Annotated in this window: 24 protein-coding genes, 1 CRISPR repeat array and 1 riboswitch; of the genes, 10 read left to right on the top strand and 14 right to left on the bottom strand. The window is 41.4% G+C overall.

The window, feature by feature from the left end:
* Nucleotides 1–135: 135 nt before the first annotated feature.
* From NSTC731_RS31785 to NSTC731_RS31800, 4 genes are all read right to left on the bottom strand, one after another.
* Nucleotides 136–429 carry a hypothetical protein gene (locus NSTC731_RS31785; RefSeq protein WP_445628427.1) on the bottom strand — a complete coding sequence of 98 codons (294 nt, stop codon included), beginning with the start codon at nt 427–429 and terminating at the stop codon, nt 136–138.
* 111 nt (nt 430–540) lie between these two features.
* Entirely contained in the window at nt 541–780 is a 240-nt protein-coding gene (locus tag NSTC731_RS31790; protein WP_445628428.1) for a hypothetical protein, read from the bottom strand.
* A gap of 380 nt (nt 781–1160) precedes the next feature.
* Nucleotides 1161–1820: a hypothetical protein gene (locus NSTC731_RS31795; protein WP_445628429.1), complete on the bottom strand. Its 660-nt coding sequence runs from the start codon at nt 1818–1820 to the stop codon at nt 1161–1163.
* A gap of 40 nt (nt 1821–1860) precedes the next feature.
* On the bottom strand, nt 1861–2295 hold the full coding sequence (locus NSTC731_RS31800; protein ID WP_445628430.1) for a hypothetical protein: 435 nt from the start codon (nt 2293–2295) through the stop codon (nt 1861–1863).
* 230 nt (nt 2296–2525) lie between these two features.
* Here NSTC731_RS31800 and cas4 point away from each other — a divergent pair, with 230 nt between their 5' ends.
* The 3 genes from cas4 to cas2 all read left to right on the top strand — a co-directional run bounded on the left by cas4 (nt 2526) and on the right by cas2 (nt 4572).
* Complete coding sequence (cas4, locus tag NSTC731_RS31805; RefSeq protein ID WP_445628431.1) at nt 2526–3077, top strand: CRISPR-associated protein Cas4; 552 nt, start codon at nt 2526–2528, stop codon at nt 3075–3077.
* Between the two features lie 171 nt (nt 3078–3248).
* Nucleotides 3249–4253 (top strand): type I-D CRISPR-associated endonuclease Cas1d, encoded by a 1005-nt coding sequence (gene cas1d / locus NSTC731_RS31810; protein WP_445628432.1) that lies wholly within the window; start codon nt 3249–3251, stop codon nt 4251–4253.
* A gap of 31 nt (nt 4254–4284) precedes the next feature.
* A complete protein-coding gene (gene cas2, locus NSTC731_RS31815; protein WP_152590239.1) occupies nt 4285–4572 on the top strand; it encodes a CRISPR-associated endonuclease Cas2 in 288 nt (95 codons plus the stop codon).
* A 267-nt stretch (nt 4573–4839) separates the two neighbouring features.
* A CRISPR array of direct repeats spans nt 4840–5522; the repeat unit is 37 nt; unit sequence ATTGCAATTTATCAAAATCCCTATTAGGGATTGAAAC.
* A gap of 43 nt (nt 5523–5565) precedes the next feature.
* Here the strand turns inward: cas2 and NSTC731_RS31820 are convergent.
* Nucleotides 5566–6150 (bottom strand): NADPH-dependent FMN reductase, encoded by a 585-nt coding sequence (locus tag NSTC731_RS31820; protein ID WP_445628433.1) that lies wholly within the window; start codon nt 6148–6150, stop codon nt 5566–5568.
* Nucleotides 6151–6311: 161 nt separating this feature from the next.
* Here NSTC731_RS31820 and NSTC731_RS31825 point away from each other — a divergent pair, with 161 nt between their 5' ends.
* From NSTC731_RS31825 to NSTC731_RS31835, 3 genes are read left to right on the top strand one after another with little or no spacing between them, the layout of a single operon-like run.
* Entirely contained in the window at nt 6312–6554 is a 243-nt protein-coding gene (locus NSTC731_RS31825) for a hypothetical protein (protein ID WP_322697324.1), read from the top strand.
* Complete coding sequence (locus NSTC731_RS31830; protein ID WP_445628434.1) at nt 6551–6940, top strand: type II toxin-antitoxin system VapC family toxin; 390 nt, start codon at nt 6551–6553, stop codon at nt 6938–6940. Before NSTC731_RS31825 ends, NSTC731_RS31830 begins: the two co-directional genes overlap by 4 nt.
* A 55-nt stretch (nt 6941–6995) precedes the next feature.
* Entirely contained in the window at nt 6996–7484 is a 489-nt protein-coding gene (locus tag NSTC731_RS31835; protein WP_445628435.1) for an NUDIX hydrolase, read from the top strand.
* A gap of 341 nt (nt 7485–7825) precedes the next feature.
* On the opposite strand, the gene NSTC731_RS31840 is transcribed toward NSTC731_RS31835, so the two are convergent.
* Both NSTC731_RS31840 and NSTC731_RS31845 read right to left on the bottom strand, forming a co-directional pair.
* The gene (locus tag NSTC731_RS31840) at nt 7826–8560 is read right to left on the bottom strand and encodes an amino acid ABC transporter ATP-binding protein (RefSeq protein WP_445628436.1); all 735 of its coding nucleotides are present in this window, start codon (nt 8558–8560) and stop codon (nt 7826–7828) included.
* The gene (locus NSTC731_RS31845) at nt 8553–10169 is read right to left on the bottom strand and encodes an ABC transporter permease subunit (RefSeq protein ID WP_445628437.1); all 1617 of its coding nucleotides are present in this window, start codon (nt 10167–10169) and stop codon (nt 8553–8555) included. Before NSTC731_RS31845 ends, NSTC731_RS31840 begins: the two co-directional genes overlap by 8 nt.
* 113 nt (nt 10170–10282) lie before the next feature.
* On the opposite strand from NSTC731_RS31845, the gene NSTC731_RS31850 reads away from it, so the two are divergent.
* Entirely contained in the window at nt 10283–10468 is a 186-nt protein-coding gene (locus tag NSTC731_RS31850; protein ID WP_445628438.1) for a hypothetical protein, read from the top strand.
* 67 nt (nt 10469–10535) lie between these two features.
* Nucleotides 10536–10742 carry a hypothetical protein gene (locus tag NSTC731_RS31855; protein ID WP_445628439.1) on the top strand — a complete coding sequence of 69 codons (207 nt, stop codon included), beginning with the start codon at nt 10536–10538 and terminating at the stop codon, nt 10740–10742.
* A 111-nt stretch (nt 10743–10853) separates the two neighbouring features.
* On the opposite strand, the gene NSTC731_RS31860 is transcribed toward NSTC731_RS31855, so the two are convergent.
* The 7 genes from NSTC731_RS31860 to NSTC731_RS31890 form a co-directional block, all read right to left on the bottom strand.
* Nucleotides 10854–11834: a 2-dehydropantoate 2-reductase gene (locus NSTC731_RS31860; protein WP_445628440.1), complete on the bottom strand. Its 981-nt coding sequence runs from the start codon at nt 11832–11834 to the stop codon at nt 10854–10856.
* Between the two features lie 110 nt (nt 11835–11944).
* The gene (locus NSTC731_RS31865) at nt 11945–12550 is read right to left on the bottom strand and encodes a GNAT family N-acetyltransferase (protein ID WP_445628441.1); all 606 of its coding nucleotides are present in this window, start codon (nt 12548–12550) and stop codon (nt 11945–11947) included.
* Entirely contained in the window at nt 12547–13416 is an 870-nt protein-coding gene (locus NSTC731_RS31870) for an inositol monophosphatase family protein (RefSeq protein ID WP_445628442.1), read from the bottom strand. The genes NSTC731_RS31865 and NSTC731_RS31870 overlap by 4 nt, the downstream gene beginning before the upstream one ends.
* A gap of 716 nt (nt 13417–14132) precedes the next feature.
* Nucleotides 14133–14735 carry a PEP-CTERM sorting domain-containing protein gene (locus tag NSTC731_RS31875; protein WP_445628443.1) on the bottom strand — a complete coding sequence of 201 codons (603 nt, stop codon included), beginning with the start codon at nt 14733–14735 and terminating at the stop codon, nt 14133–14135.
* A gap of 88 nt (nt 14736–14823) precedes the next feature.
* Nucleotides 14824–15561 carry a cobalt-precorrin-6A reductase gene (locus NSTC731_RS31880; RefSeq protein ID WP_445632218.1) on the bottom strand — a complete coding sequence of 246 codons (738 nt, stop codon included), beginning with the start codon at nt 15559–15561 and terminating at the stop codon, nt 14824–14826.
* Nucleotides 15562–15563: 2 nt separating this feature from the next.
* Nucleotides 15564–15980, bottom strand: coding sequence for a DUF1636 domain-containing protein (locus tag NSTC731_RS31885; RefSeq protein WP_445628444.1), 417 nt, complete (start codon nt 15978–15980; stop codon nt 15564–15566).
* 22 nt (nt 15981–16002) lie between these two features.
* A riboswitch (cobalamin riboswitch) is annotated at nt 16003–16174 on the bottom strand.
* 482 nt (nt 16175–16656) lie between these two features.
* Complete coding sequence (locus NSTC731_RS31890) at nt 16657–18333, bottom strand: alpha-keto acid decarboxylase family protein (protein ID WP_445628445.1); 1677 nt, start codon at nt 18331–18333, stop codon at nt 16657–16659.
* Between the two features lie 413 nt (nt 18334–18746).
* Here NSTC731_RS31890 and NSTC731_RS31895 point away from each other — a divergent pair, with 413 nt between their 5' ends.
* Nucleotides 18747–19259 (top strand): hypothetical protein, encoded by a 513-nt coding sequence (locus tag NSTC731_RS31895; protein WP_445628446.1) that lies wholly within the window; start codon nt 18747–18749, stop codon nt 19257–19259.
* A gap of 71 nt (nt 19260–19330) precedes the next feature.
* On the top strand, nt 19331–20518 hold the full coding sequence (locus NSTC731_RS31900) for an NADH:flavin oxidoreductase/NADH oxidase (protein WP_445628447.1): 1188 nt from the start codon (nt 19331–19333) through the stop codon (nt 20516–20518).
* Nucleotides 20519–20643 lie beyond the last annotated feature (125 nt).

A 20643-nucleotide genomic window follows, 5' to 3' on the forward strand; every position in this document is an offset into this window, starting at 1 on the left:
AAATTAAAACCTCATTGTTTTTAGAACCTATTGCACATCCCACTAGTACTAACCAGTGGAATGCATTGCCTTGTTTCAACTTATAGATTGTTGGGAAAATTCGATGTTTGACCCTAGCCAGAGCTTAGAAAATGTTCACTCACTCATACCAATACAGGCACGCAAACGATTTTCATCCACATCAGGGTAATGTCCGCCAATATAATGATTTTGTAACTGTCCGGCAGTTGTTGCATTTGTAATTACCATAGTAAACCTCCAGTTACCACCGATGCAATCAATACGGTAAGTCTGTCCAGTAACAATCCCTGTGAATTCGCATACAAAAGGATGTTCACCGTCAATCCACTCAACTCGCTGACCAATTCTGTAAAGGGGAGAGGGTATAGAGATAGTAGAAGGATGGACGGTTTGTTGAATAACGGTCATAATAATTTAGCCTCTTGCGTAGGTTGATTACGTGAGATGGAAGTCGTCGTTCTATGAGGTGCGAACTCATTGGACGGCGCGTTTTATTGTGTGTATGAACGGGAAAAACAATCAGTAGTTGAACAAATGACGGTCAGGGTCATGACCATTGTCTAGACTGTTCCGAACGGCATCAATCTGACTTCTTAGGGATTGATAAGCTTTGTCTAGTTCAGCAAACTGTTCAATCATTGTTTGAGGTGTTACCTCATCTGTTAGCCCAAAAACAAGCCACCCTAGCTCTCGTGACTTGGCAATTACCTCAAATGTATCGGTCTGGATAGTCTCTAGTTCGTAATTAGGGGATAACACAATATGCTCCCTAGATTGGGTGTACTGGGCATTAACAGCGCTATGGAATCGATGAATCTCTGAGTCCCTTGCTGTTGTTTGCTTATATCATTTATAACAGATAAATAAAAAACGTCAACTATTTATAACAGATAAATAAAACAATAAGCTACAACGTATACTGTGACTTGATTTTAAGGTAAAACTTAGTTTGAATTGTCAACAAGGACTTGTAGGTATGTTTTTGTTGTGTTTTTAAGGCTTTTTTGTAAGCTACAATCCTTGGTAAATAAGGTCATTCTCAATAGTTGGCATCAGATATTTTAGCGATATCGAGTATACCCTGTGTTCGTAGATGACATCTAAAAGTGTCACTCAGAGTGTCATATTTTGATGTCATCTCAAGCATTGAGGTACTTGTTAGCCTGTTTAGCACGGTCTATTATTTCCTTGATAATCAATGCTTGCTCTAATACACCAGGATGAGTGTCATTAAATGCCTTGGCTTCCATCAACTGATTTTGTCTTACGTCTTGTAGCTCACGTTTTTTGCTAAACAATTCATCTTCCAATTTTTCCATCTCTTGCGTCAGCAATGATTCACTAGCCCTCCACTCCGCTAGCTTACTACTGACAATAAGGTAAGCCTGTTGAGGTTTTATTGAATTAGCCTTGGCGATACGCTCACACTCAATAAAGTATTTACGAATAGCCTTACCTTGTTCCGTGCCTGCTAGCATTCCTAGCATCTTAAAGCATTCAATGCTGAGCAGTAAAACCTCAGAAGGTCTGCCACCACTGCTTTTGATACCTCTCCGTGAAAAGTCTTCACCCTCAATGAAATTGCTTTTCAGTGTGTCCTTGGCGGTTCGCTTCTTTCCGTATCCTAGCCATTGCCACGCATCATCAAGGTTTACAGGGAATTGCTCATCAGACTGGTAAAGGGAAAGTGCAAGTGATTTATCGAATGTTAAGTTACTCATTGTTTCAATCCTTTGTGTATGTTGTAAATCAAAGTGACATTTTCGAGTGACATAAAAAGTGACATAAAAATATGTCATCTAAATATGTCACTTTTACTTGATACCCTACCTTGCGCTACTACGGTAAGTTGCTGGTTACGTTTTTGCGTGGCTTGTTTAGTCCATTAACCTTAATAAGATTCTCAATCTTCTTCTTGTAGTACAATTTATCATCCCCTTGGTATAGTGCTACTACCATACGTAACCCTTGCACGTCATGAGTTTTAATGCATTCCTTTTCTACTTCTGAGTAGTCCTCATCTGTCACAAGGAACCGCCCAAAATCTACATAAATGTCCAATACTTTCTTTGCTATTCGCACGGCTTCTCTTTTCCCCTGCGGGACTACCATCTGCCATTTAACTGTCATCACACCTTTACTAATAATCCTTTCATCCGTAGCTCTTACTATCCAACTATCATTGATGTATTCACGAGCATCCACAATGCAAGGTGATTCATGACAACTAAGTGTTAAAAAATCTGCAATCAAGTTTACCTTGTTATCCACCATTATTGGAACTCCTGTTTAATGCAAGCTGTATATTTAGATGGAAAACGATTAAATAGATGTTATTACTTGCAGGTTATGAACACATAAAGTTCTCTAGATTTGAGCATTGTTTGAACATTACAACTGTGTAACAAAAACTACTTAAAAAGGGTATTTTGTACTTAAAAATCGCAGTTTGAGCATTAGGTGAGCATCTTTAAGAGAATAAAAACTGAAAGTATTGATAATACGTGCTTTTATGCCAACATCGCTGTTGGCGGATGTTTTGTGCAGGTGAGTTTACTGATAATCAATACACAATTGAAGGCACGACATTACACGATCGCGTCCACACGACAAGCGATATACAGCGAGGAGAAACTTGGCAATTTCGAGCAATTTGGTTGAAGTCTGAGCAATACAAACTCATCGGCAAATCTGATTTAATTGAAGCCGAATCTGGCCAAGTTTATCCAGTGGAATACAAACGAGGACGTAAAGGCGAATGGGATAACGATGAGTTGCAAGTTTGTGCCCAAGCCTTATGTTTAGAAGAGATGACAGGACAACCTGTAACTACTGGATATATCTATTATGCCCACTCCCATCAACGGCAATTAGTAGAGATTAATCAAGAGTTACGGCAAAGTGCGATCGCTACTATTGAATCTGTGACAAGTCTCCTAGAAACAGGAGCAATGCCAAAACCAGTTTACAGCAAACGCTGCCAAGGATGCAGTCTTTATTCGCAATGTTTACCCAAAGCAACCGATAAAGTCAAAAGTTATCAAGAAGTCAATTAAATCATACCCCAATACAGTTCAGGTGAGCAACAAAACCATCATGTAGAGACGCGATTTATCGCGTCTTGAAATACCGATTATCTACACCAACAAACCTTGCCTGAGCCGTATTGAATTATACCTTATAAATCTATTCGTCCAATCTCCAATTATTACTAGGAATAATCAAAAATGGGAACACTTTACGTAACACAAGCTGATGCTTTTATCGGTAAAGTTGACGAACGTCTCACCGTCAAAGCTGAACAAAAAACAATCTTGGATATCCCTTTAATTAAAATAGAGGGAATTGTAGTACTAGGACGGGCTACCATTTCTCCCGCCGTCGTCAATGAACTTTTAGAACGTCACATTTGTTTAACATTTCTCACACAAAACGGAAGATATTTAGGGCGTTTAGAACCAGAAACTACTAAAAATATCTTTGTTCGGAAAGCCCAATGGCAAGCTGTGGGAGAATCAGAACCAGCAATCCATTTAGTCAGAGGATTTGTGCGGGGGAAATTAAAAAATTACCGCCACACTTTACTTCGCACTCAGCGAGAACATCCCGATACTGACTTGAATAATAACATCACTCGATTAGAAAACGCGATCGCACCAATTGAAAACACTAACAATATTGATTCCCTCAGAGGCTTAGAAGGTGCTGGTAGTGCAGCCTATTTCGGTTCTTTTCAACAGCTAATCAAAACCTCAGAATTTATATTTGAAGCCAGACGCCGCCGCCCACCAACCGATCCAGTTAATGCTCTACTGAGTTTTGGGTATTCATTGCTACGTCATGACATGCAAAGTGCTTTAAATATTGTCGGCTTCGATCCTTATCTAGGATACTTACACGTCGAGCGTTATGGTAGACCTTCCCTAGCCTTAGACTTGATGGAAGAATTTCGTCCTTTAATAGTGGATGCTGTAGTGTTGTCGCTGATTAACAAGCGATCGCTAACCCTAACTGACTTTACCACCGAACCGCTCAGTGGTGCTGTGTCTTTAACCAAAGAAGGACTGCATACATTTCTTCGTGCTTATCAACAAAAGAAACTATCAAGTTTCAAACATCCAGTCATGGGAAACAAATGCACCTATCAAGAATCCTTTGAAATTCAAGCGAGATTATTAAGTAAATACCTAATGAACGAAATCGATAAATATCCTCCCCTAATTCTCAAATAACTTGTCATTTGTTCCTCTCCCGTACTTTACTATGTATATTGTTGTCAGCTACGACATTCCAGAAGATAAACGTCGTACTAAAATCCATTCTGTTCTCAAGTCTTACGGACAATGGATGCAACTGAGTGTGTTTGAGTGCGATATCACTCTTACTCAGTATGCTAAACTGCGATCGCGTTTATCTAAATTGATTAAACCCGACACCGATAGCGTGCGCTTTTATTTTCTCTGTGGCTGTTGTCAGCGAAAAGTCGAACGCATTGGCGGAGAACAGCCACGAGACGAAACAATTTTCTTTGCTGAGTCTCCTTCTAGCTAGGTTCCTGCATCTCAAATGCGCGGAGGGGTAGGTGTAGAAATTTCACAGCCAAAAAAAATGCTTCTATCCCAACTACAGTAAGGCTTTGAAGCCATTATTCCCCTAATCCTCATCCGCGCAATCCCTGAAATGCTTATCAAAATACGATTTCAGCCTTTAAATTTTCCTGGCACTCTTTCCAAACGAATTCTCTAATGCTATGATTGCTCCAGAATCGCGCAACCGCACCTTGAAAACTAAATACAGCTTGGCTTTCAGGCTCCCGCTATTGCAATTTATCAAAATCCCTATTAGGGATTGAAACTGCTCAGATGCATTGACTATAATTGCCCCAATTTCATTGCAATTTATCAAAATCCCTATTAGGGATTGAAACATTTTTCTCTTTAGGGGTAATATTCATACTCCTCATTGCAATTTATCAAAATCCCTATTAGGGATTGAAACTTACTTGAGCCTGTATTGGCTGGCCGTCCCCAGCATTGCAATTTATCAAAATCCCTATTAGGGATTGAAACAAATGAACATCACACTACAAGTGCAGCAATCAGTTATTGCAATTTATCAAAATCCCTATTAGGGATTGAAACGACAGATTTGCTAGTTTAGGAAACGCGGTATTACAAATTGCAATTTATCAAAATCCCTATTAGGGATTGAAACCTTTAGTCTGGAACTCAGTAGTCATTAAATTTAGGGATTGCAATTTATCAAAATCCCTATTAGGGATTGAAACGAATATAGCCCAGGCTAGAGGGGCTTTGACTGTGAATTGCAATTTATCAAAATCCCTATTAGGGATTGAAACATTGATGCTAAAGAACGCAACTCAGCTTGTAAAGATTGCAATTTATCAAAATCCCTATTAGGGATTGAAACACTTTTACTGCCTCGATTGATACAATAAAAAATAATTGCAATTTATCAAAATCCCTATTAGGGATTAAAATATTTACTTATAGGTGTTCATTATTTACTGAACACCTGAAGAATTTAGTTAAGTTTCAGCAATATCTTTGTTAAGCCATCGCCTAACCGCTCAATAGATTCTTGCTGTTTCGGATCTTTTAATGCGCCATCAGCATTAAAGGCTTCATAAGCTTTGGATACTGCTACTTGGTCGGGAAGCACCAAAACTTTGATGTTTCCCAAAATAGAGCGTAGGTGAACTAGCCCCCGCAAACCACCAAGAGCGCCAGGGGAAGCGCTCATAATACTAGCAACCTTCCCTGCAAAAGCAGTCAAAGCCAAAGGTGCTTCATTTTGATATGGACGAGATGCCCAGTCAATGGCGTTCTTCAAAACTGCTGTGAGTGAACTGTTATATTCCGGCGAAGCAATCAGCAATCCTTGATGAGAAATCATCAAGTCCTTAAACGTGCGGGCGTTGGCTGGTAGTCCTTCTTGAGCTTCCAAGTCTTCATCATAGAGAGGTAAGGGCAAATCGCGGAGGTCTATATAAGTCACTTCTGCGCCTGCTGCCTTAGCGCCAGCCGCCGCAATTTTTACCAGTTTTTTGTTGTAAGAATCTATCCGGGTGCTGCCAGCAAAGGCGAGGATTTTCGGTGTAGATGCCATAATTCTAGGTTGAATGGGAAGGATTAACCTGTTCAGCTGCATTATCCTGTTTTCAGGCGATCGCTATTTGTTACTTTTAGAGTTTCTTTACAAACTTTTTCTAAGTTACAAAATTACACTAATTCTAGTGAAGACTGAAAATTTGCCTTTGGAGTCGAAATATGAATGCTCACAAGATAGAAGTCGTTTTAACTGAAGATGGAACTTTGACACTACGCGGTTTACCCTTTCATGCCGGAGATGCTGTGGAAGTGATTATTCTGGAAACGAAAACTCCACACCACCAAGCAGCGCCTAAACCCAAATTTGAGACAAATCCAAATCTATTACACAACACACAGCCATACCGTTATGACGATCCAACAGAACCCGTCGCCCTAGAGGACTGGGAAGTTTTGCAATGATTGTACTTGATACTCATATTTGGGTTTGGTGGGTTCAGAACGATTCACGACTGACTAAGCAACAGCGACAATGGTTACAAGATTACAAGTCTGATGGTTTAGGAATCAGCATTCTTTCTTGTTGGGAAGTAGCCAAATTGATAGAAAAAAAAAGACTAGTTTTACCTTTGGCTATTGACAAATGGCTAGAAGCTGCTTTGAGTTATCCAGGAGTACAACTATTAGATTTATCTGTGCCGATAATCATTGACTCAACTCAATTAAACGGCTTCCATAGCGACCCATTTGACCAACTTATTGTGGCTACAGCCAGATTTTATGATTGTCCTTTGTTAACTTCAGATACCAAGATTATTAACTACTCTGGTGTGAAAACACTGAAGTAGATTTAGATCGCTATTTGTTACTTTTAGAGTTTCTTTACAAACTTTTTCTCAGATTATGGCGAATTGGTCAGATTCTTATCTTGGCAAGTTACGACAAATTGTAGGCGATCGCCTACTTCTATTATTTGGCACACGTGTGATTATTGAAGATAATTTGGGGCGCGTTTTGTTGCAAAAGCGGAGTGATTTCAAACTTTGGGGGCTACCTGGTGGCTGTCCAGAAGTAGGTGAATCTGCCGAAGAATGTTCAGCACGAGAGGTTTTTGAAGAAACTGGTTTAACGGTTAAGCGTTTTGCAGCTGTGGGATTTTCTTCTAACCCATCCTTTGAAGCTGTAACTTATCCTAACGGCGATCGCGTCCAAAATTTCATTTTAATTTTGCGAGCCGTTGAATGGTCAGGTAGTCTCGCTTGCTTAGATGGAGAATCGCTGGCGCTGGAATTTTTTGATTTGATAGATTTACCTACATTAATGCCAAACGATCGCCCCGTTTTAGAAAAGTTTCAAGAATACAAAAAAAGCGGCGAATTTCAATTATTCTAAGAGTTTTCCAAAAAATAAATTATCCATTTTGTGGAATGGGCATCTTGCCCGTCCTAATATTGGGGACGGGCAAGATGCCATTAGTGTCAACTTAAGGTTAAAGCCAGTCTAGAAAAAGCTTTTCGCAGATTATATCGTTCCCAGTCTCCGACTGGGAATGCCCCTCATTGAGGCTCCGCCTCCCTCTCCTCGCGGCAGAGCCGCCAAGAGTAGCATTTCCAGCCAGAGGCTGAAAACGAGGTTTTAAACGAGATTTGAAAAGAGTTTTAGCTTAAGTTGACACCAATGGCAAGATGACCATCCCACAAGAAAATTTGGGATATTTTTTTATTTGTCAATCCCTAAAGCATTTTTTCTAAAAACTGCTTGGCGCGATCGCACTGAGGATTTTGGAAAAACTCGCTAGGAGTAGTATCTTCAGCTAAACTTCCCCGATCGAGAAACATAATCCGATTGGCAACTTCTTTGGCAAAGCCCATTTCATGAGTAACGATCGCCATTGTCATTCCAGATAGTGCTAAATCTTTCATCACTTCCAGCACATCTTTGACCATTTCGGGATCTAGTGCAGAGGTGGGTTCATCAAATAAAATCATCTCAGGTTCCATTGCTAATGCACGGGCGATCGCTACTCGCTGTTTCTGTCCCCCAGATAGTTTAGATGGATACACAGACACTTTTGATTCTAAACCTACCTTCTTCAGCAATTCTAAGCCATGTTCTGCTGCTTTTTGCTTGTTTACTCCTTTCACCTTTATGGGCGCGTAGGTGACATTTTCCAGCACATTCATGTGGGGAAACAAATTAAAATGTTGAAATACCATCACCAAATGCTGGCGTACTTTCGCAATGTTGGCCTTGGGATTGGTAATTTCTTGGTCGTGAAAGTAGATTCTGCCTCTGGTGGGTTGTTCTAGCAAGTTTATGCATCGCAGAAAGGTAGACTTACCTGAACCAGAAGGGCCTAATATGGCAACCACTTCCCCTTGGTAAAACTCAGTGGAAATATCTTTGAGTACGTCGAGATTGCCAAAGGATTTAGATAAGAATTCCGTGCGAATGATTACATTACTCACTTTCCCGTAACCTCCTTTCTAAAGCGGATGCACCCAAGGTCATACCCATTACCAAAACATAGTAGATTAACCCTGCAAATAGCAGTGGTTCAAAATAAATATATTTGTTTGCACCAACGATTTGGGCGCTGCGTAATATTTCCACAACCCCAATCGTTGATACCAGCGCGGAATCTTTGAGTAGTCCAATAGTTTCATTTACCAATGCGGGGAGAATGTTCTTCAATGCTTGGGGCAAAATCACATCCCACATCATCAACCAATAGGGAACACCCATAGACATCGCCGCTTCACTTTGTCCTTTATCCACCGCTTGAATTCCACCCCTGATGGTTTCCGACATATAAGCGCCAGAATTCAGGGTAAAAGTTAGCACCCCAGCCTCCAATGCAGAAATATCATAGCCTGTAAGCTGGGGTGTTGCGTAGTAAACCAACGCCAACTGTAATAGCAAAGGTGTACCTCGAAAAACAGAGGTGTAGGCGTTCGCAACCCAGGTAAGCGGCTTGATGCCGAGAATTTTTAACAGAGACAGGATTGTTCCCCAAATTAACCCCAAGGTTACAGATAATAGGGTAAACAACAAAGTTAATGGGATTCCCCGCAGAATAAAGGGAATGTCGGGAAGAATTCTGGTGAAGTCGAGATTCAATCCGCCTTTAGCAGGAGTTGAAGATGCAGAATTGGCGGCGGTATTCTGTGAAAACCATTTGGTTACTAGTTTAGGCAATGTGCCATCGTCTTTCATTTGTTGAAGGACTTTGTTAAACGGTTCTACAAAAGAAGAACCTTTAGGAAAAGCGATCGCCGATCCACTTGCCTCTTCTGAGGGAATAGTATTAAATTCCAAATCTGGGTTAGCTTGGGCAAATCCCTTCGCGACGGTATCCTCAACAATTGCGGCATCAATTCGCCCAGATTTGATTTCCTGAACTACTTCCGGCACTTTGTTGAGTTGCTTTAGCTGAATACCCGCAACTTTTTTAGCAATTTTCTCAGCATTTTGTTCTTGTATCGTTCCTAGTTGCACCCCAACTTTTTTTCCTGATAAGTTTTGGGGCTGCTTCAGATTGCTACCTTTAGGAGCGACAATAGTATCTTTAGCTTCGTAATAAATAATTGAAAAATCAATATTTTTCTGACGTTCTGGAGTCGGAGTCATCCCAGCCATGACAAAATCAGCGCGATTTGCTTGGAGTGCAGGGATTAATCCATTAAAATCGGATTCCATTATTTGAAGTTTAAACCCTAGTTTTTCAGCAAGGGTTTTGGCAATATCTATATCAAAGCCAACAATTTGGCGATCGCCTCCTTTTGTATCATAAAACTCATAAGGAGGATAATCTGGGGAAGTAATCATCGTCAGCGTGTCTTTCCCTAAAGGTGAGGCAGCTTTTAGAGAATTACTATGTCCGATGATGATGCTGATTCCTACTGCTGCTACAACCAGTATCGTTAATAGACTTCTTGCAAAAGTCGGGAAAAGGGTAAGGGGAAAGGGGGAAAGGTTTGTTATTTTCCCTTTCCCCTTTAACCTTTTCCCTTTTCCCACCTCTTGCAAAAAGAACTTTTGCAAGAGGTCTAATAGCCATCCTTTTTTTTTCTTCATAAAATATTCCGCACCTTAAACTGCTACATCAATCGAGCAAATAATACCTGTGATATCATGTCCGCTGAATGGCTATGGTGTACACACAAATTTTCTAAATATTTCCCTACTTCTTGCCCTGCAATGCCATTGCATCGGCTTGTTATGCCAATGCATCGGCTTGTTATGCCATTGCATCGGCTTGTTATGCCATTGCATCGGCTTGTTATGCCATTGCATCGACTTGTTATGCCATTGCATCGACTTGTTATGCCATTGCATCGACTTGTTATGCCAATGCATCGACTTACAAGCCCTAATTAATGCATGGTAAAGTCTCTGCTTAGGGAACTCCAATAAATTATTCAATCTTGTGGGGTGGGCAACATGAGCGCCCAATTCACAGGACGGGCAAGATGCCATTGGTGTCAACTTAACGTGAAAGCCAGCCGAGAACAAGCTTTTAGATATTGTCTCGGTTGTCTCGTTCCCAGTCTCCGACTGGGGATGTTCGTCGTTGAGGCAGAGCCTCAAGACTTGCGGCAGAGCCGCAATGAGCAGCATTTCCAGCCTCTGGCTGGAAACGAGGTTTGAAAGGGAGTTTGAGCTTAAGTTGACACCACTGGCAAGATGTTCATCCCACAAGAAATATTGTGATATTTTATTACTTGGAAGTCCCTTAATCCCATGAAAACTTTGGGACTGTCAAATTCTGACTTTAGTCGCTTCCAGCAGCTTAACGCTGGCATAAATTGCATCAATATAAGGTGTGGGAATTTGAGTAAGTTTTCCCAATTCTGCCACCGCGCCAACGATCGCATCTATCTCCGTAGCGCGTCCGGCTTCAATATCTTGTAACATTGAGGTTTTGTGTGCGCCAACGTTTTCTGCGCCATTAATTCGCTGTTCTAAAGTGATGCCAAATTTTATACCTAAGTTTTCTGCGATCGCTTGAGTTTCACTCATCATTTGCCCTGCTAGTTCGCGGGTGAGGGGATAGCGGCAAATATCCTCTAAAGTCGCGCCAGTTAAGGCACTGATCGGATTAAATGCCACATTTCCCCACAACTTGATCCAAATTTCCGTGCGAATTTGATTGCGGATTGGTGCTTTGAATCCTGCCTGTTTTAAAGTTTGTGCCAATAATTGGATGCGATCGCTTTTACTACCGTTAATTTCACCCAGAGTAAAGCGATCGCCTTCAATATGTTTAATTACACCTGGTTCAATTATCTCAGTTGCCGGGTAAACAACACAACCGATGGCGCGTTCAGCACCGATACTAGTTTCAATAATCCCATCTGGATCGACAGATTGAATCCGCGTACCTTCAAACTCACCGCCATGCTGACGAAAGTACCACCAAGGAACGCCATTTTGGGCTGTCACCACCATTGTTTGAGCATCGTAGAGTGCTGGGAGAAAAGGTGCGATCGCGGCTACACTGTGAGCCTTCACAGTTAAAATTACTACATCTTGCGCCCCTGCTGACTGGATATCGCTAGTTGCCAGAAATGGAGTAGCAATTTGGCTAGAACCATCTGCCATAAGTAACTTCAGCCCATTTTTTTGAATTGCCTCCAAATGAGAACCACGCGCGATTAATGTCACCTCTTCACCTACCAGTGCCAATTTCGCCCCTAAATATCCACCAATCGCACCCGCGCCAACAATACAGATTTTCATTTGTTCAAAAGAATTATTAAGTCGTGGAATACGGTATCCAGTCGCTTTTACCCTCAGCAAAAAGCGGGGTGAGATTTATAGAAAGTGGTATTATCTGAATTAATTATCTATCAATGTTTGCGGTACTGTACTTCGTGGTTGAATTCATCTTGGTTAGACTCAATATTTTTAAAAAATGTCGATCTGACAAACCCTAGATTCTGTAGTAAGGCAATAGAACGGTGATTTTTTACATCAACGTCAGCACTAAAATCAAGATTTTTGTATGTCTCAACTAAATAATTAATCATACACTTCACCGCTTCGAGCGCATAACCTTTTCCCCAGAAATTAGGGAAAAATACATATCCAAGCGTTGCACTATTATCTATAGTAATTGTTGCTTGAACATATCCAACGTAGCATTTCTCCACAATAGACCAGACAGCCCAGTTCAACCAAATCTCCGTTCCATCCGGTGATTGACGACGTGCCAAAACCACGTAGCGATCGCGAAGCAATTGAACGCTTTGTGGCGGCACATCTTCAATAAACTTATATATACTAGCACTCTGTAATCCATTAAAAAGCAGTTCGGCATGATATGGTTCTAGTGGTTCTAAACAGAGTCGTTGAGAGTACATTTTCATTTGCGATCTAGACCGAATACCTTCGACTAGCTTACCTTCAACATCAATCTGTGAATGTAACAGTACCCGATATTGATTAACCCTCAAACAGCTACGCTTTGCAGCGCTGACAGCAGGTCTTGATAAACAGATTTTGAGGCAGCTACAATCAATCCAGGCATACTATAATTTTGACAAGTATGCAGTGGCGGTAAAGTCGAACCGTCCAGAGTAGTTACAATCCAGCCAGCCTCTTTTGCAATAAAAGCGAGTGCAGCACTATCAAGAAATTTGCCCGATTTAATCGCTGCCCCACTCAAATCGCCACTGAGAATACCATTGAGATTGGGGATTTGAATATCACTAGAGTAATCATTCGCTATATCGATTACTTTATATCGATCTTTTAATAAATGTGCGATGGAATTCATTCCCCACCCCAATAAAATAGAAGGTTTGGCGGATGTTATATCTAATGGGGCACAGGCTTCTAAGTTCATGTCTAGCGTGCCTTTAAAAGCACCTTCACCTCGAAGGGCGTAAAAATAAACGTTTTGGGCAGGAGAAATGGCAATTACGGCTTCAAAGTCATCCGCATTTAGAATACTGAGAATAATTTGATAATTAGAATGTCCATCCATATAAAACTTCGTACCATCAATCGGGTCAAGTGTTACTAAGTAATCACCTTCTGAACCGAGTTCGATAGCGCGAAAATATTTGGTATTATTAGAACTTTCATATTCTTCACCATAAAAGCGAATATCTGGAAAAGTTCCTAGTAATACTACTTCTACTAGATTTTGAATAGCCACATCTGCATCAGTAAGGGCGGCACTAAAAAAGTTGTTTGCTTGTTCTTTGGCAGGAAGTGCAGCAATTTTTGGTTGTAGAAAATGGGCATAGGCTGCTGCTACTTTCAGATGGGGAAGTAAAGTCTCTAAAATTAATCGAGTAGTTGGTGTTGTGGACATTGCAGCAAACTCCTTTTAGAAATAGTCTATCGTCAGCAGGCGATAGAATTCTATATCTAGACAAAATTACGGTATCATTTGGATGCAATGATACCACCGTTGCTATATTACTTTAATCTGTATGTTTCAATGAACCATAGAAAAATCGCAAGTTTTCTAGTAAATTTAAGAGTCTAAGACCGAACGTCAACACTTAGTACAGTATTTCATTAAATAATCGCGAATTAAATTTGACCATACCCTACAATGCTAATGCGGCGGCTGCATTGTTAATGCATCGGCTTGCATTGTTAATGCATCGGCGGCCTTGTTAATGCATCGGCTTGCATTGTTAATGCGTCGGCTTGCATTGTTAATGCGGTGGCTTGCATTGTTAATGCGGTGGCTTGCATTGTTAAGGGAACTCCAAGAAATAAATTATCCAATATTGTGGGGTGAGCATCTTGCCATTGGTGTCAACTTAACGTGAAAGTCAGCCTATAACCAGCTTTTAGATATTGTCTCGTTCCCAGTCTCCGACTGGGAATGCCGTCAAGGAGGCTCCGCCTCCCTTGCTGGCGGCAGAGCCGCCAAGAGCAACATTTCCAGCCTCTAGGCTGGAAACGAGATTTGAAAAGGCTTTTTAACTTAAGTTGACACCAATGGCATCTTGGCCGCCACATAAACGCGTAGCAAGATCCCTATAAGGGTACAATTTTGAATTGTTATTGATGGTTTTAGGAAACTTTTTCGAGTTTCTTCTGAGTAAATTTGGATAGATTGTGGCCTTTGAGTACTGAAAATGTGCCAAGAGTACCAAGAATGAGTAAGCTCAGGATAGAAGTAGGTTCAGGAACAGTGACTATAGTTGCAGAAAAACTAATAGGTAACTCACTATCTTCTAATCCTAAATTTTCAAAACCTGGTATGATTGGCGGCGCAGAAAATACCTCTAAATAACCTGGTGTCGGCAAAAAACTTGCAAAAAATGGACTAGAATAGTTTCCTCCCGAAGTGGAATACCCAAAACCATCACCTGTTAACTGCTGAGTATTAAGACTAATTAAATTATCAACATTAAAAGGTTCGTTTCCTGGGATCGGAGTCCCAGCGGGTTGCAAACCAGTAATTGTTTCACCATTTCGCGTACCAGTAATTCCAGTAATTAAGTAAAAACCCAAATCATTAGGGGTGTCATTAGTAGTGAAAGTACCATTCGCCTCTATGCCAGTACCAGAATAATTCCAACTCCAACTTAAAGCAGAAGCAGATGGCATTGTCCCGAAAACTAATCCAGATGTGGTGACGAGGGTTATGGCAGATAAAGCTAGATTTTTCATGGAAGTCGTTACTGCGATCGCGGATCTTGTAGAAGGCTCCCGTGTATTATACGGAAGGAAAGATAGTATTATCAATCTTGGCTATTTACTAACAGCGATTGCATAACCACGCCAAAGCAGCATCAACATTACTAACCTGTTCCCCTGGCGGTACAGGTGGACGATTTACCATCACAACCTTCACGCCCAGTTCTCGCGCGGCAATAATCTTGGGCTTTGTCGCATCGCCACCGCTATTTTTGCTGACGATGGTATCAATGTTATTCTGAATCAGGATTTGTCTTTCATTATTGAGGGTAAAAGGCCCGCGATCGCACAATACGATCCCCGGCGGTACTAAAGCATCATCGCTAGGAGGGTCAATCATCCGCATCAAAAACCAAATTTTCTCCAAATGAGCAAAAGCGGCGAGTTCCTGTTTACCAACTGTCAAAAACACTCGCTCTGACTGATTTTGCAGCGCGGTTGCTGCGGCTGCAACGCTGTCAACTTCAATCCAGCGATCGCCACTTTCTTTTTCCCAAGGCGGACGGATTAACATCAAACGGGGAACTCCAACTTCCGTTGCTGCATCTGCCGCATTGCAGGAAATCTGACTAGCAAAAGGATGGGTTGCATCAATTAATAAGTCGATTTGCATGACTCGCAGATAGCTAGCCAATCCAGCCACACCGCCGAAGCCTCCAACCCGTAAATCGCCTAGCGGTACTGACGGTTCGCGGGTGCGGCCAGCTAGAGAGGTGATTACTTCTAACCCTTGGATAGTCGTAACTTTGGCAGCTAATTCTGCTGCATCACCTGTCCCACCCAGAATCAAAACGCGCATCATTAAGATAAAGGTGGAATTTTTGCTAAAATCCCCTTTTTCATCGCTTCTGGACGTTCTGACCAAGGCAGCAAACCATCTGCTTTAGCATAGTATTGACTAGCACATTCCAATACCGCAGACGCACTCCCATCAACGGCTAAATCACCAAATAAATATGTTAATTTGCCTTTGGCACTAAAGGCAACTACACAAGAACGATTACAAGCACTCATGCATTCAACTTCCTGAATCGGGAATCGATCTCGTAACTCCCAATCTTGTGCCAGCTGCTGAAGTTGGTGTAAAAGTTTTTCACCACCACTTTCACCTAAGCGTTTTCCATTTTGCCAAACACTGGCACAGGTTTTGCAAACAAATAAAGTATGTTCAGCAACTTCCATTGGACTGGTTGGGGAAATATTTACAGTCGTAGTCATCTGTACCTCGCAGATATGTGAAACTAATAAATCTATTTCGGCGGGCATCCTGACTCACTCAATTTGAGATTTTCGATTTAGTTCCTGAATCTCAAATTAGTTCACAGTTGCGGGACAGTGCCGGATTTGCACCGAACTTTCCCCGTTACCTCTGGTAGCTGACTCCCACCAGAACCGAATAACCTTATCGATCATACACTAGGGTTATCGGAGAATACGAAACAGCAAACTTTGCGCTCACGCTCAAACTGGACGACCAGATAAAATACTGTGCATCTTTACTACTTTAACGTGAGTCTCCAACGGAGGCGCACCTGCGGGAAGGGCGAAAGAAACAAGTCAAATCCTCTTCCCCTCTAACTTCTGCCTCCTGCCTCCTGCCTTGTTTCTTAGGAGTTCGATGAACTTCTCCCGGACAACCTCCCTCTCCCACAGGCAAAGGGAGGAGCAACGAAAGATTAGGGTTTTGGCTCCCCTCTCCGTGTCGGAGAGGGGTTGGGGGAGAGGTCAAAAAAGGGCTTGTCGAACTCACGTTACTTTAACTGTATCAGTTAGAACTTAAGGGGTGGACATCTACAATTTTGAGGGAACAACACAAAGCATCGCCGTATTCTGTACCTAATAAATCAAGCCAAGGTAGAGAACTAGATGTAAGTTGATGAGCCAGTATGTTGCTTTATTGCTGTAACATTTTCAACAGAACCTCTGGGCTGTCCATTTTATCCATGACAACTTCAATAAAAGCAAGTTGGTCATGGTTTTGTTGAGCTGTTTGTAATGCTTTGTCTAACTGGGATTCGGTACTAACTTTAATTGCCCAGGCATTGCCAGCGAAAACTTCAGGAAGCTGATGATAATTCCAAGGTTGAATGTCGTTATAGGGCATACGTTCACCGTGAATATCACGCTCTATAGTATATCCATCATTGTTGAGTAAAAAAATAATCGGTTTTAGATTATAGCGTAAGATGGTTGAAAGTTCTTGTGCAGTCATTTGGAAAGACCCGTCACCAACTAGTAGGATGGAGCGACGTTGTGATGCAGCGATACCTGCGGTGGGCTTCGCCAACGCACAACCAAGTAATGAACCAACAGAGTAACCAATCGATCCCCAAAGTACTTGCCCAACGAAAGTAGCTCCTTTTGGTAAAGGAACGGTAGAAGCGCCAAACAAACAAGTTCCAGTCTCGGCAACAATAATGTCATCTTCTTGGAGAAAATGAGCAAATCTATACCAAAAATGTTGCTGCGAAATCGGTGCCGAAGAGTCGCCAACGATAGGCTCTATAAAACCAGGATCTAAATTCTCTGTTGCTGATTTGAAGTAAAGCGTTTGAGGATCGCGGTGCTGCAACCGTTGGCTTAAAGCAGAAAGCACATCTGCCATAGCGACATTGTTGTATAAAGCATGTTTAACTTTTACATACTCCCCATGCACTTCAATAGTTTGGCTGGGATCGAGTTTGGCAGAAAACTTGCCTGTGTTGAAATCAGTCATCAAAGCACCGATAGTTAAAACACAATCTGCTTGCTCAATACGTTTTCTAACAGATTCCTCACTGGCAGCACCATTATATATGCCGATGAATTGGGGGTGGCTTTCTTCTAGCAATCCTTTGCCCATGTTCATCGTGGCATAAGGGTATCCGGTAGCTGTTAGCAGTTCTCGCAATTGTTCATGCAAGTGATAACGAGCTACACCAATATCAGCAATAATCACAGGTTGGGAAGCTTTTTCCAGTATATTTACACAGACATCAACTATTTCTGCTATTGTAGCGCCATCACTCTGAAATACAGGGGGTATAAACAAATCAGATGGTGCAGAAACCTCTGTGAGAGCAACATCCATAGGTATGGAAATATAAACAGGTAATTTCTTCAGCAAACAGATACCTAAAACTCTGTCAATTTCCGTTGTTGCATTTTCCTTTGTTAAATATGCTTGAGCCACCGTTACCTGTTGATACATTCGGGCAAAGATTGAAAAATCACCAGTACCAAACGTATGATGGACAAGTGAACCAAGAGCTTGAATTTTAGTTGCAGGAGCACCAGTAATCGCTACAACCGGAACGTGTTCAGCATAAGCGCCAGCGACACCATTAATAGCACTGAGTTCACCAACACCAAAGGTAGTTACTAATGCCGCAACACCATTAATCCGACCATAACCATCGGCAGCATAAGATGCGTTAAGTTCGTTGCAAGTAGGAATTAACTCGATGCCATCGTGGTTAACAATATAGTCGAGAAATTCCATATTATAGTCTCCAGCAACGCCAAAGATATGCTTGATGCCGATTTGCTCCAGACGAAGCAATAAATAGTCGCTAACAGTAAACTTTGCCATTGTCCAAGCCCAAATTTTACCCCTTTAGAGTATGAAAACTTTAACTTAGATGCGTATCTCTGAAGTAAGAATAGGATTGTGACTTTTGCCGTTCAGCTTAAAAACTGAGCATAATCATAGACGTTTATCTAAGAAGAACTTCTACCGGAAGGTTAAAAATCAAGATAAATAGTTATTTCTAAAGAATTAAAAGTATTTCTTGTAAGTGGTTCTTGAGAAAGATGTTTTCAAGACTAGGGTTTGGTGTCCTAGTTAATATGTACAATTTAGTTTGTTCATTTTTCAAATATAAAATTGATTTTTCTATTTAGCTCGATGAAAAAATAATACTAAATTAGCCGAAATAACGAGTACTTAGAAAATAGCCTAGTGTTGATAAAATTTTTGAAAATAATCTAGTGGGATTTTGTTCTATGAATTACCTCATTGCAGTTTTACCAAACAAATCAAAAGCAGAAGCAGCTTATTCTGCCTTAACAAATGATGGTTTATCTCCAAACCAAGTAGATATCTTGGGCAATGGTTATAAAAGTGCTGATGATTACAACCTGATTGATCCGAATCAACAAGCTCGTAAAGGAGCAAAGCGATTATTATACTGGTTAGTACCTTTTGGGTTTATTGCTGGTTATGCCTTTAATTATCTAACTGGTATTGAAATCTTTGCGCTCGGTGATATTGGCAGCCATATTATTGGCGGAATTTTAGGAGCAGCTTCTGGTGTTTTAGGGGCTTATCTAGTAGGTGGTGGAGTTGGTCTTACCGTAGGTAGTGGTGATGCTTTGCCATATCGCAATCGTTTAAATGCAGGCAAGTATTTAATAGTGGTTAAAGGAACAGAGGAGCTAACCCGACGTGCTACGGGTATCTTACGCTCTTTTGATCCGGAAAATATTCAAGGTTATGCAGAGCCAACTAGTGCTTAAAATAAATTGCTTTTGGCAATATACGCCAAGAATTAATTGTTAGCTCAAAGTCTAGAGGAATTAACAAATAGATGTCTACAGAGAATTTAACAAATTTATCATCCGTAACTTCTAAGGGATTAGAATCTCTACAGTCTTATGGAAGTCAATCAGGTTGTTTACACGACCAGGATATACCTGAATTAGACTTATTTAGTCCACTAAAAATTCGAGATTTAATCTTGCCAAATCGCGTGGCAATGTCACCAATGTGTCAATATTCCGCAGAGAATGGAATAGCAAATGATTGGCACTTTGTTCACTTGGGGAGCAGGGCAGCTGGCGGTGTTGGTTTAATTATGGTGGAAGCAACAGCAGTAACATCCATTGGGCGAATTACACCCGGCGATCTCGGTCTTTGGGATGATACTCAGATTGAACCATTAGCACGTATTGTGCGCTTTGTTCGTCAACAAGGAGCGGTTGTAGGCATTCAATTGGCTCATGCTGGGCGAAAGGCAAGTAGTAATGTTCCTTGGCTAGGGGGTTCACCTTTAACACCCGAACAAGGCGCTTGGACTATAGTTGCACCAAGCTCAATTGGGTTTGATGCTAATAGTCCTGTTCCCATGTGCCTTGATGAGCGTGGTATTGAAGAAACCATTATCGCATTTGTGCAAGCAGCAGAGCGGGCGCTGCAAGCTGGTTTTCAAGTTATCGAAATCCACGCCGCTCATGGCTATCTATTGCATTCTTTTCTTTCACCGCTCAGTAATCAGCGAACAGACATTTACGGAGGTTCGTTAGAAAATAGAATACGTCTATTGCTAGAGGTGGCAAGACGGATACGAGATATTTTGCCTCAAGGTATGCCACTTTTTGTTCGCATCTCTGCTACTGATTGGGTAGAAGGCGGTTGGAATATCGAGCAATCAGTGATTCTATCTCGTGAACTAAAAGTATTAGGTGTTGATTTGATCGATGTTTCTACAGGCGGGTTAGTGCCTCAAGCGAAAATTCCTGTAGAGAAAGGTTATCAAGTGCCTTTTGCTGCCAAAATCAAGCAATCAGCTCAAATCAATACAGCAGCTGTAGGATTAATAAATAATGCTGAGTATGCCAATCAAATCATTACTCGTGGCTGTGCAGATTTAGTTCTCATCGGTCGAGAATTGTTGCGCGACCCATACTGGTCTATTCATGCTCAGTCTAGCTTGGATGAAACACCGAACTGGCCTGTACCTTATGGTTATGCAGTCAAACGTCAAAAACGTAAGTAGCTGTCGTAAACTTTATACACCATACAGCATACTTGAAAGAGAGACTAGGGGCTAATATCATGTCCGGTTAAAGACTTATCATTAAGACCGCAGTTCTTGCTGGGAGCAGGGGGCAGGGGGAAAGA

The organism is Nostoc sp. DSM 114167, from assembly GCF_052692655.1.

Excerpts from the sequence above, each read along its gene's own strand:
- NSTC731_RS31885 (WP_445628444.1), bottom strand. The coding sequence starts at position 15,980 with ATGACTACGACTGTAAATATTTCCCCAACCAGTCCAATGGAAGTTGCT.
- NSTC731_RS31825 (WP_322697324.1), top strand. The coding sequence starts at position 6,312 with ATGAATGCTCACAAGATAGAAGTCGTTTTAACTGAAGATGGAACTTTG.
- NSTC731_RS31800 (WP_445628430.1), bottom strand. The coding sequence starts at position 2,295 with ATGGTGGATAACAAGGTAAACTTGATTGCAGATTTTTTAACACTTAGT.
- NSTC731_RS31880 (WP_445632218.1), bottom strand. The coding sequence starts at position 15,561 with ATGCGCGTTTTGATTCTGGGTGGGACAGGTGATGCAGCAGAATTAGCT.
- NSTC731_RS31900 (WP_445628447.1), top strand. The coding sequence starts at position 19,331 with ATGTCTACAGAGAATTTAACAAATTTATCATCCGTAACTTCTAAGGGA.
- NSTC731_RS31855 (WP_445628439.1), top strand. The coding sequence starts at position 10,536 with ATGAGCGCCCAATTCACAGGACGGGCAAGATGCCATTGGTGTCAACTT.
- NSTC731_RS31875 (WP_445628443.1), bottom strand. The coding sequence starts at position 14,735 with ATGAAAAATCTAGCTTTATCTGCCATAACCCTCGTCACCACATCTGGA.
- NSTC731_RS31830 (WP_445628434.1), top strand. The coding sequence starts at position 6,551 with ATGATTGTACTTGATACTCATATTTGGGTTTGGTGGGTTCAGAACGAT.
- NSTC731_RS31845 (WP_445628437.1), bottom strand. The coding sequence starts at position 10,169 with ATGAAGAAAAAAAAAGGATGGCTATTAGACCTCTTGCAAAAGTTCTTT.
- cas2 (WP_152590239.1), top strand. The coding sequence starts at position 4,285 with ATGTATATTGTTGTCAGCTACGACATTCCAGAAGATAAACGTCGTACT.
- NSTC731_RS31835 (WP_445628435.1), top strand. The coding sequence starts at position 6,996 with ATGGCGAATTGGTCAGATTCTTATCTTGGCAAGTTACGACAAATTGTA.
- NSTC731_RS31820 (WP_445628433.1), bottom strand. The coding sequence starts at position 6,150 with ATGGCATCTACACCGAAAATCCTCGCCTTTGCTGGCAGCACCCGGATA.
- NSTC731_RS31890 (WP_445628445.1), bottom strand. The coding sequence starts at position 18,333 with ATGGCAAAGTTTACTGTTAGCGACTATTTATTGCTTCGTCTGGAGCAA.
- NSTC731_RS31795 (WP_445628429.1), bottom strand. The coding sequence starts at position 1,820 with ATGACATATTTTTATGTCACTTTTTATGTCACTCGAAAATGTCACTTT.
- NSTC731_RS31895 (WP_445628446.1), top strand. The coding sequence starts at position 18,747 with ATGAATTACCTCATTGCAGTTTTACCAAACAAATCAAAAGCAGAAGCA.
- NSTC731_RS31870 (WP_445628442.1), bottom strand. The coding sequence starts at position 13,416 with ATGTCCACAACACCAACTACTCGATTAATTTTAGAGACTTTACTTCCC.
- NSTC731_RS31785 (WP_445628427.1), bottom strand. The coding sequence starts at position 429 with ATGACCGTTATTCAACAAACCGTCCATCCTTCTACTATCTCTATACCC.
- NSTC731_RS31860 (WP_445628440.1), bottom strand. The coding sequence starts at position 11,834 with ATGAAAATCTGTATTGTTGGCGCGGGTGCGATTGGTGGATATTTAGGG.
- cas1d (WP_445628432.1), top strand. The coding sequence starts at position 3,249 with ATGGGAACACTTTACGTAACACAAGCTGATGCTTTTATCGGTAAAGTT.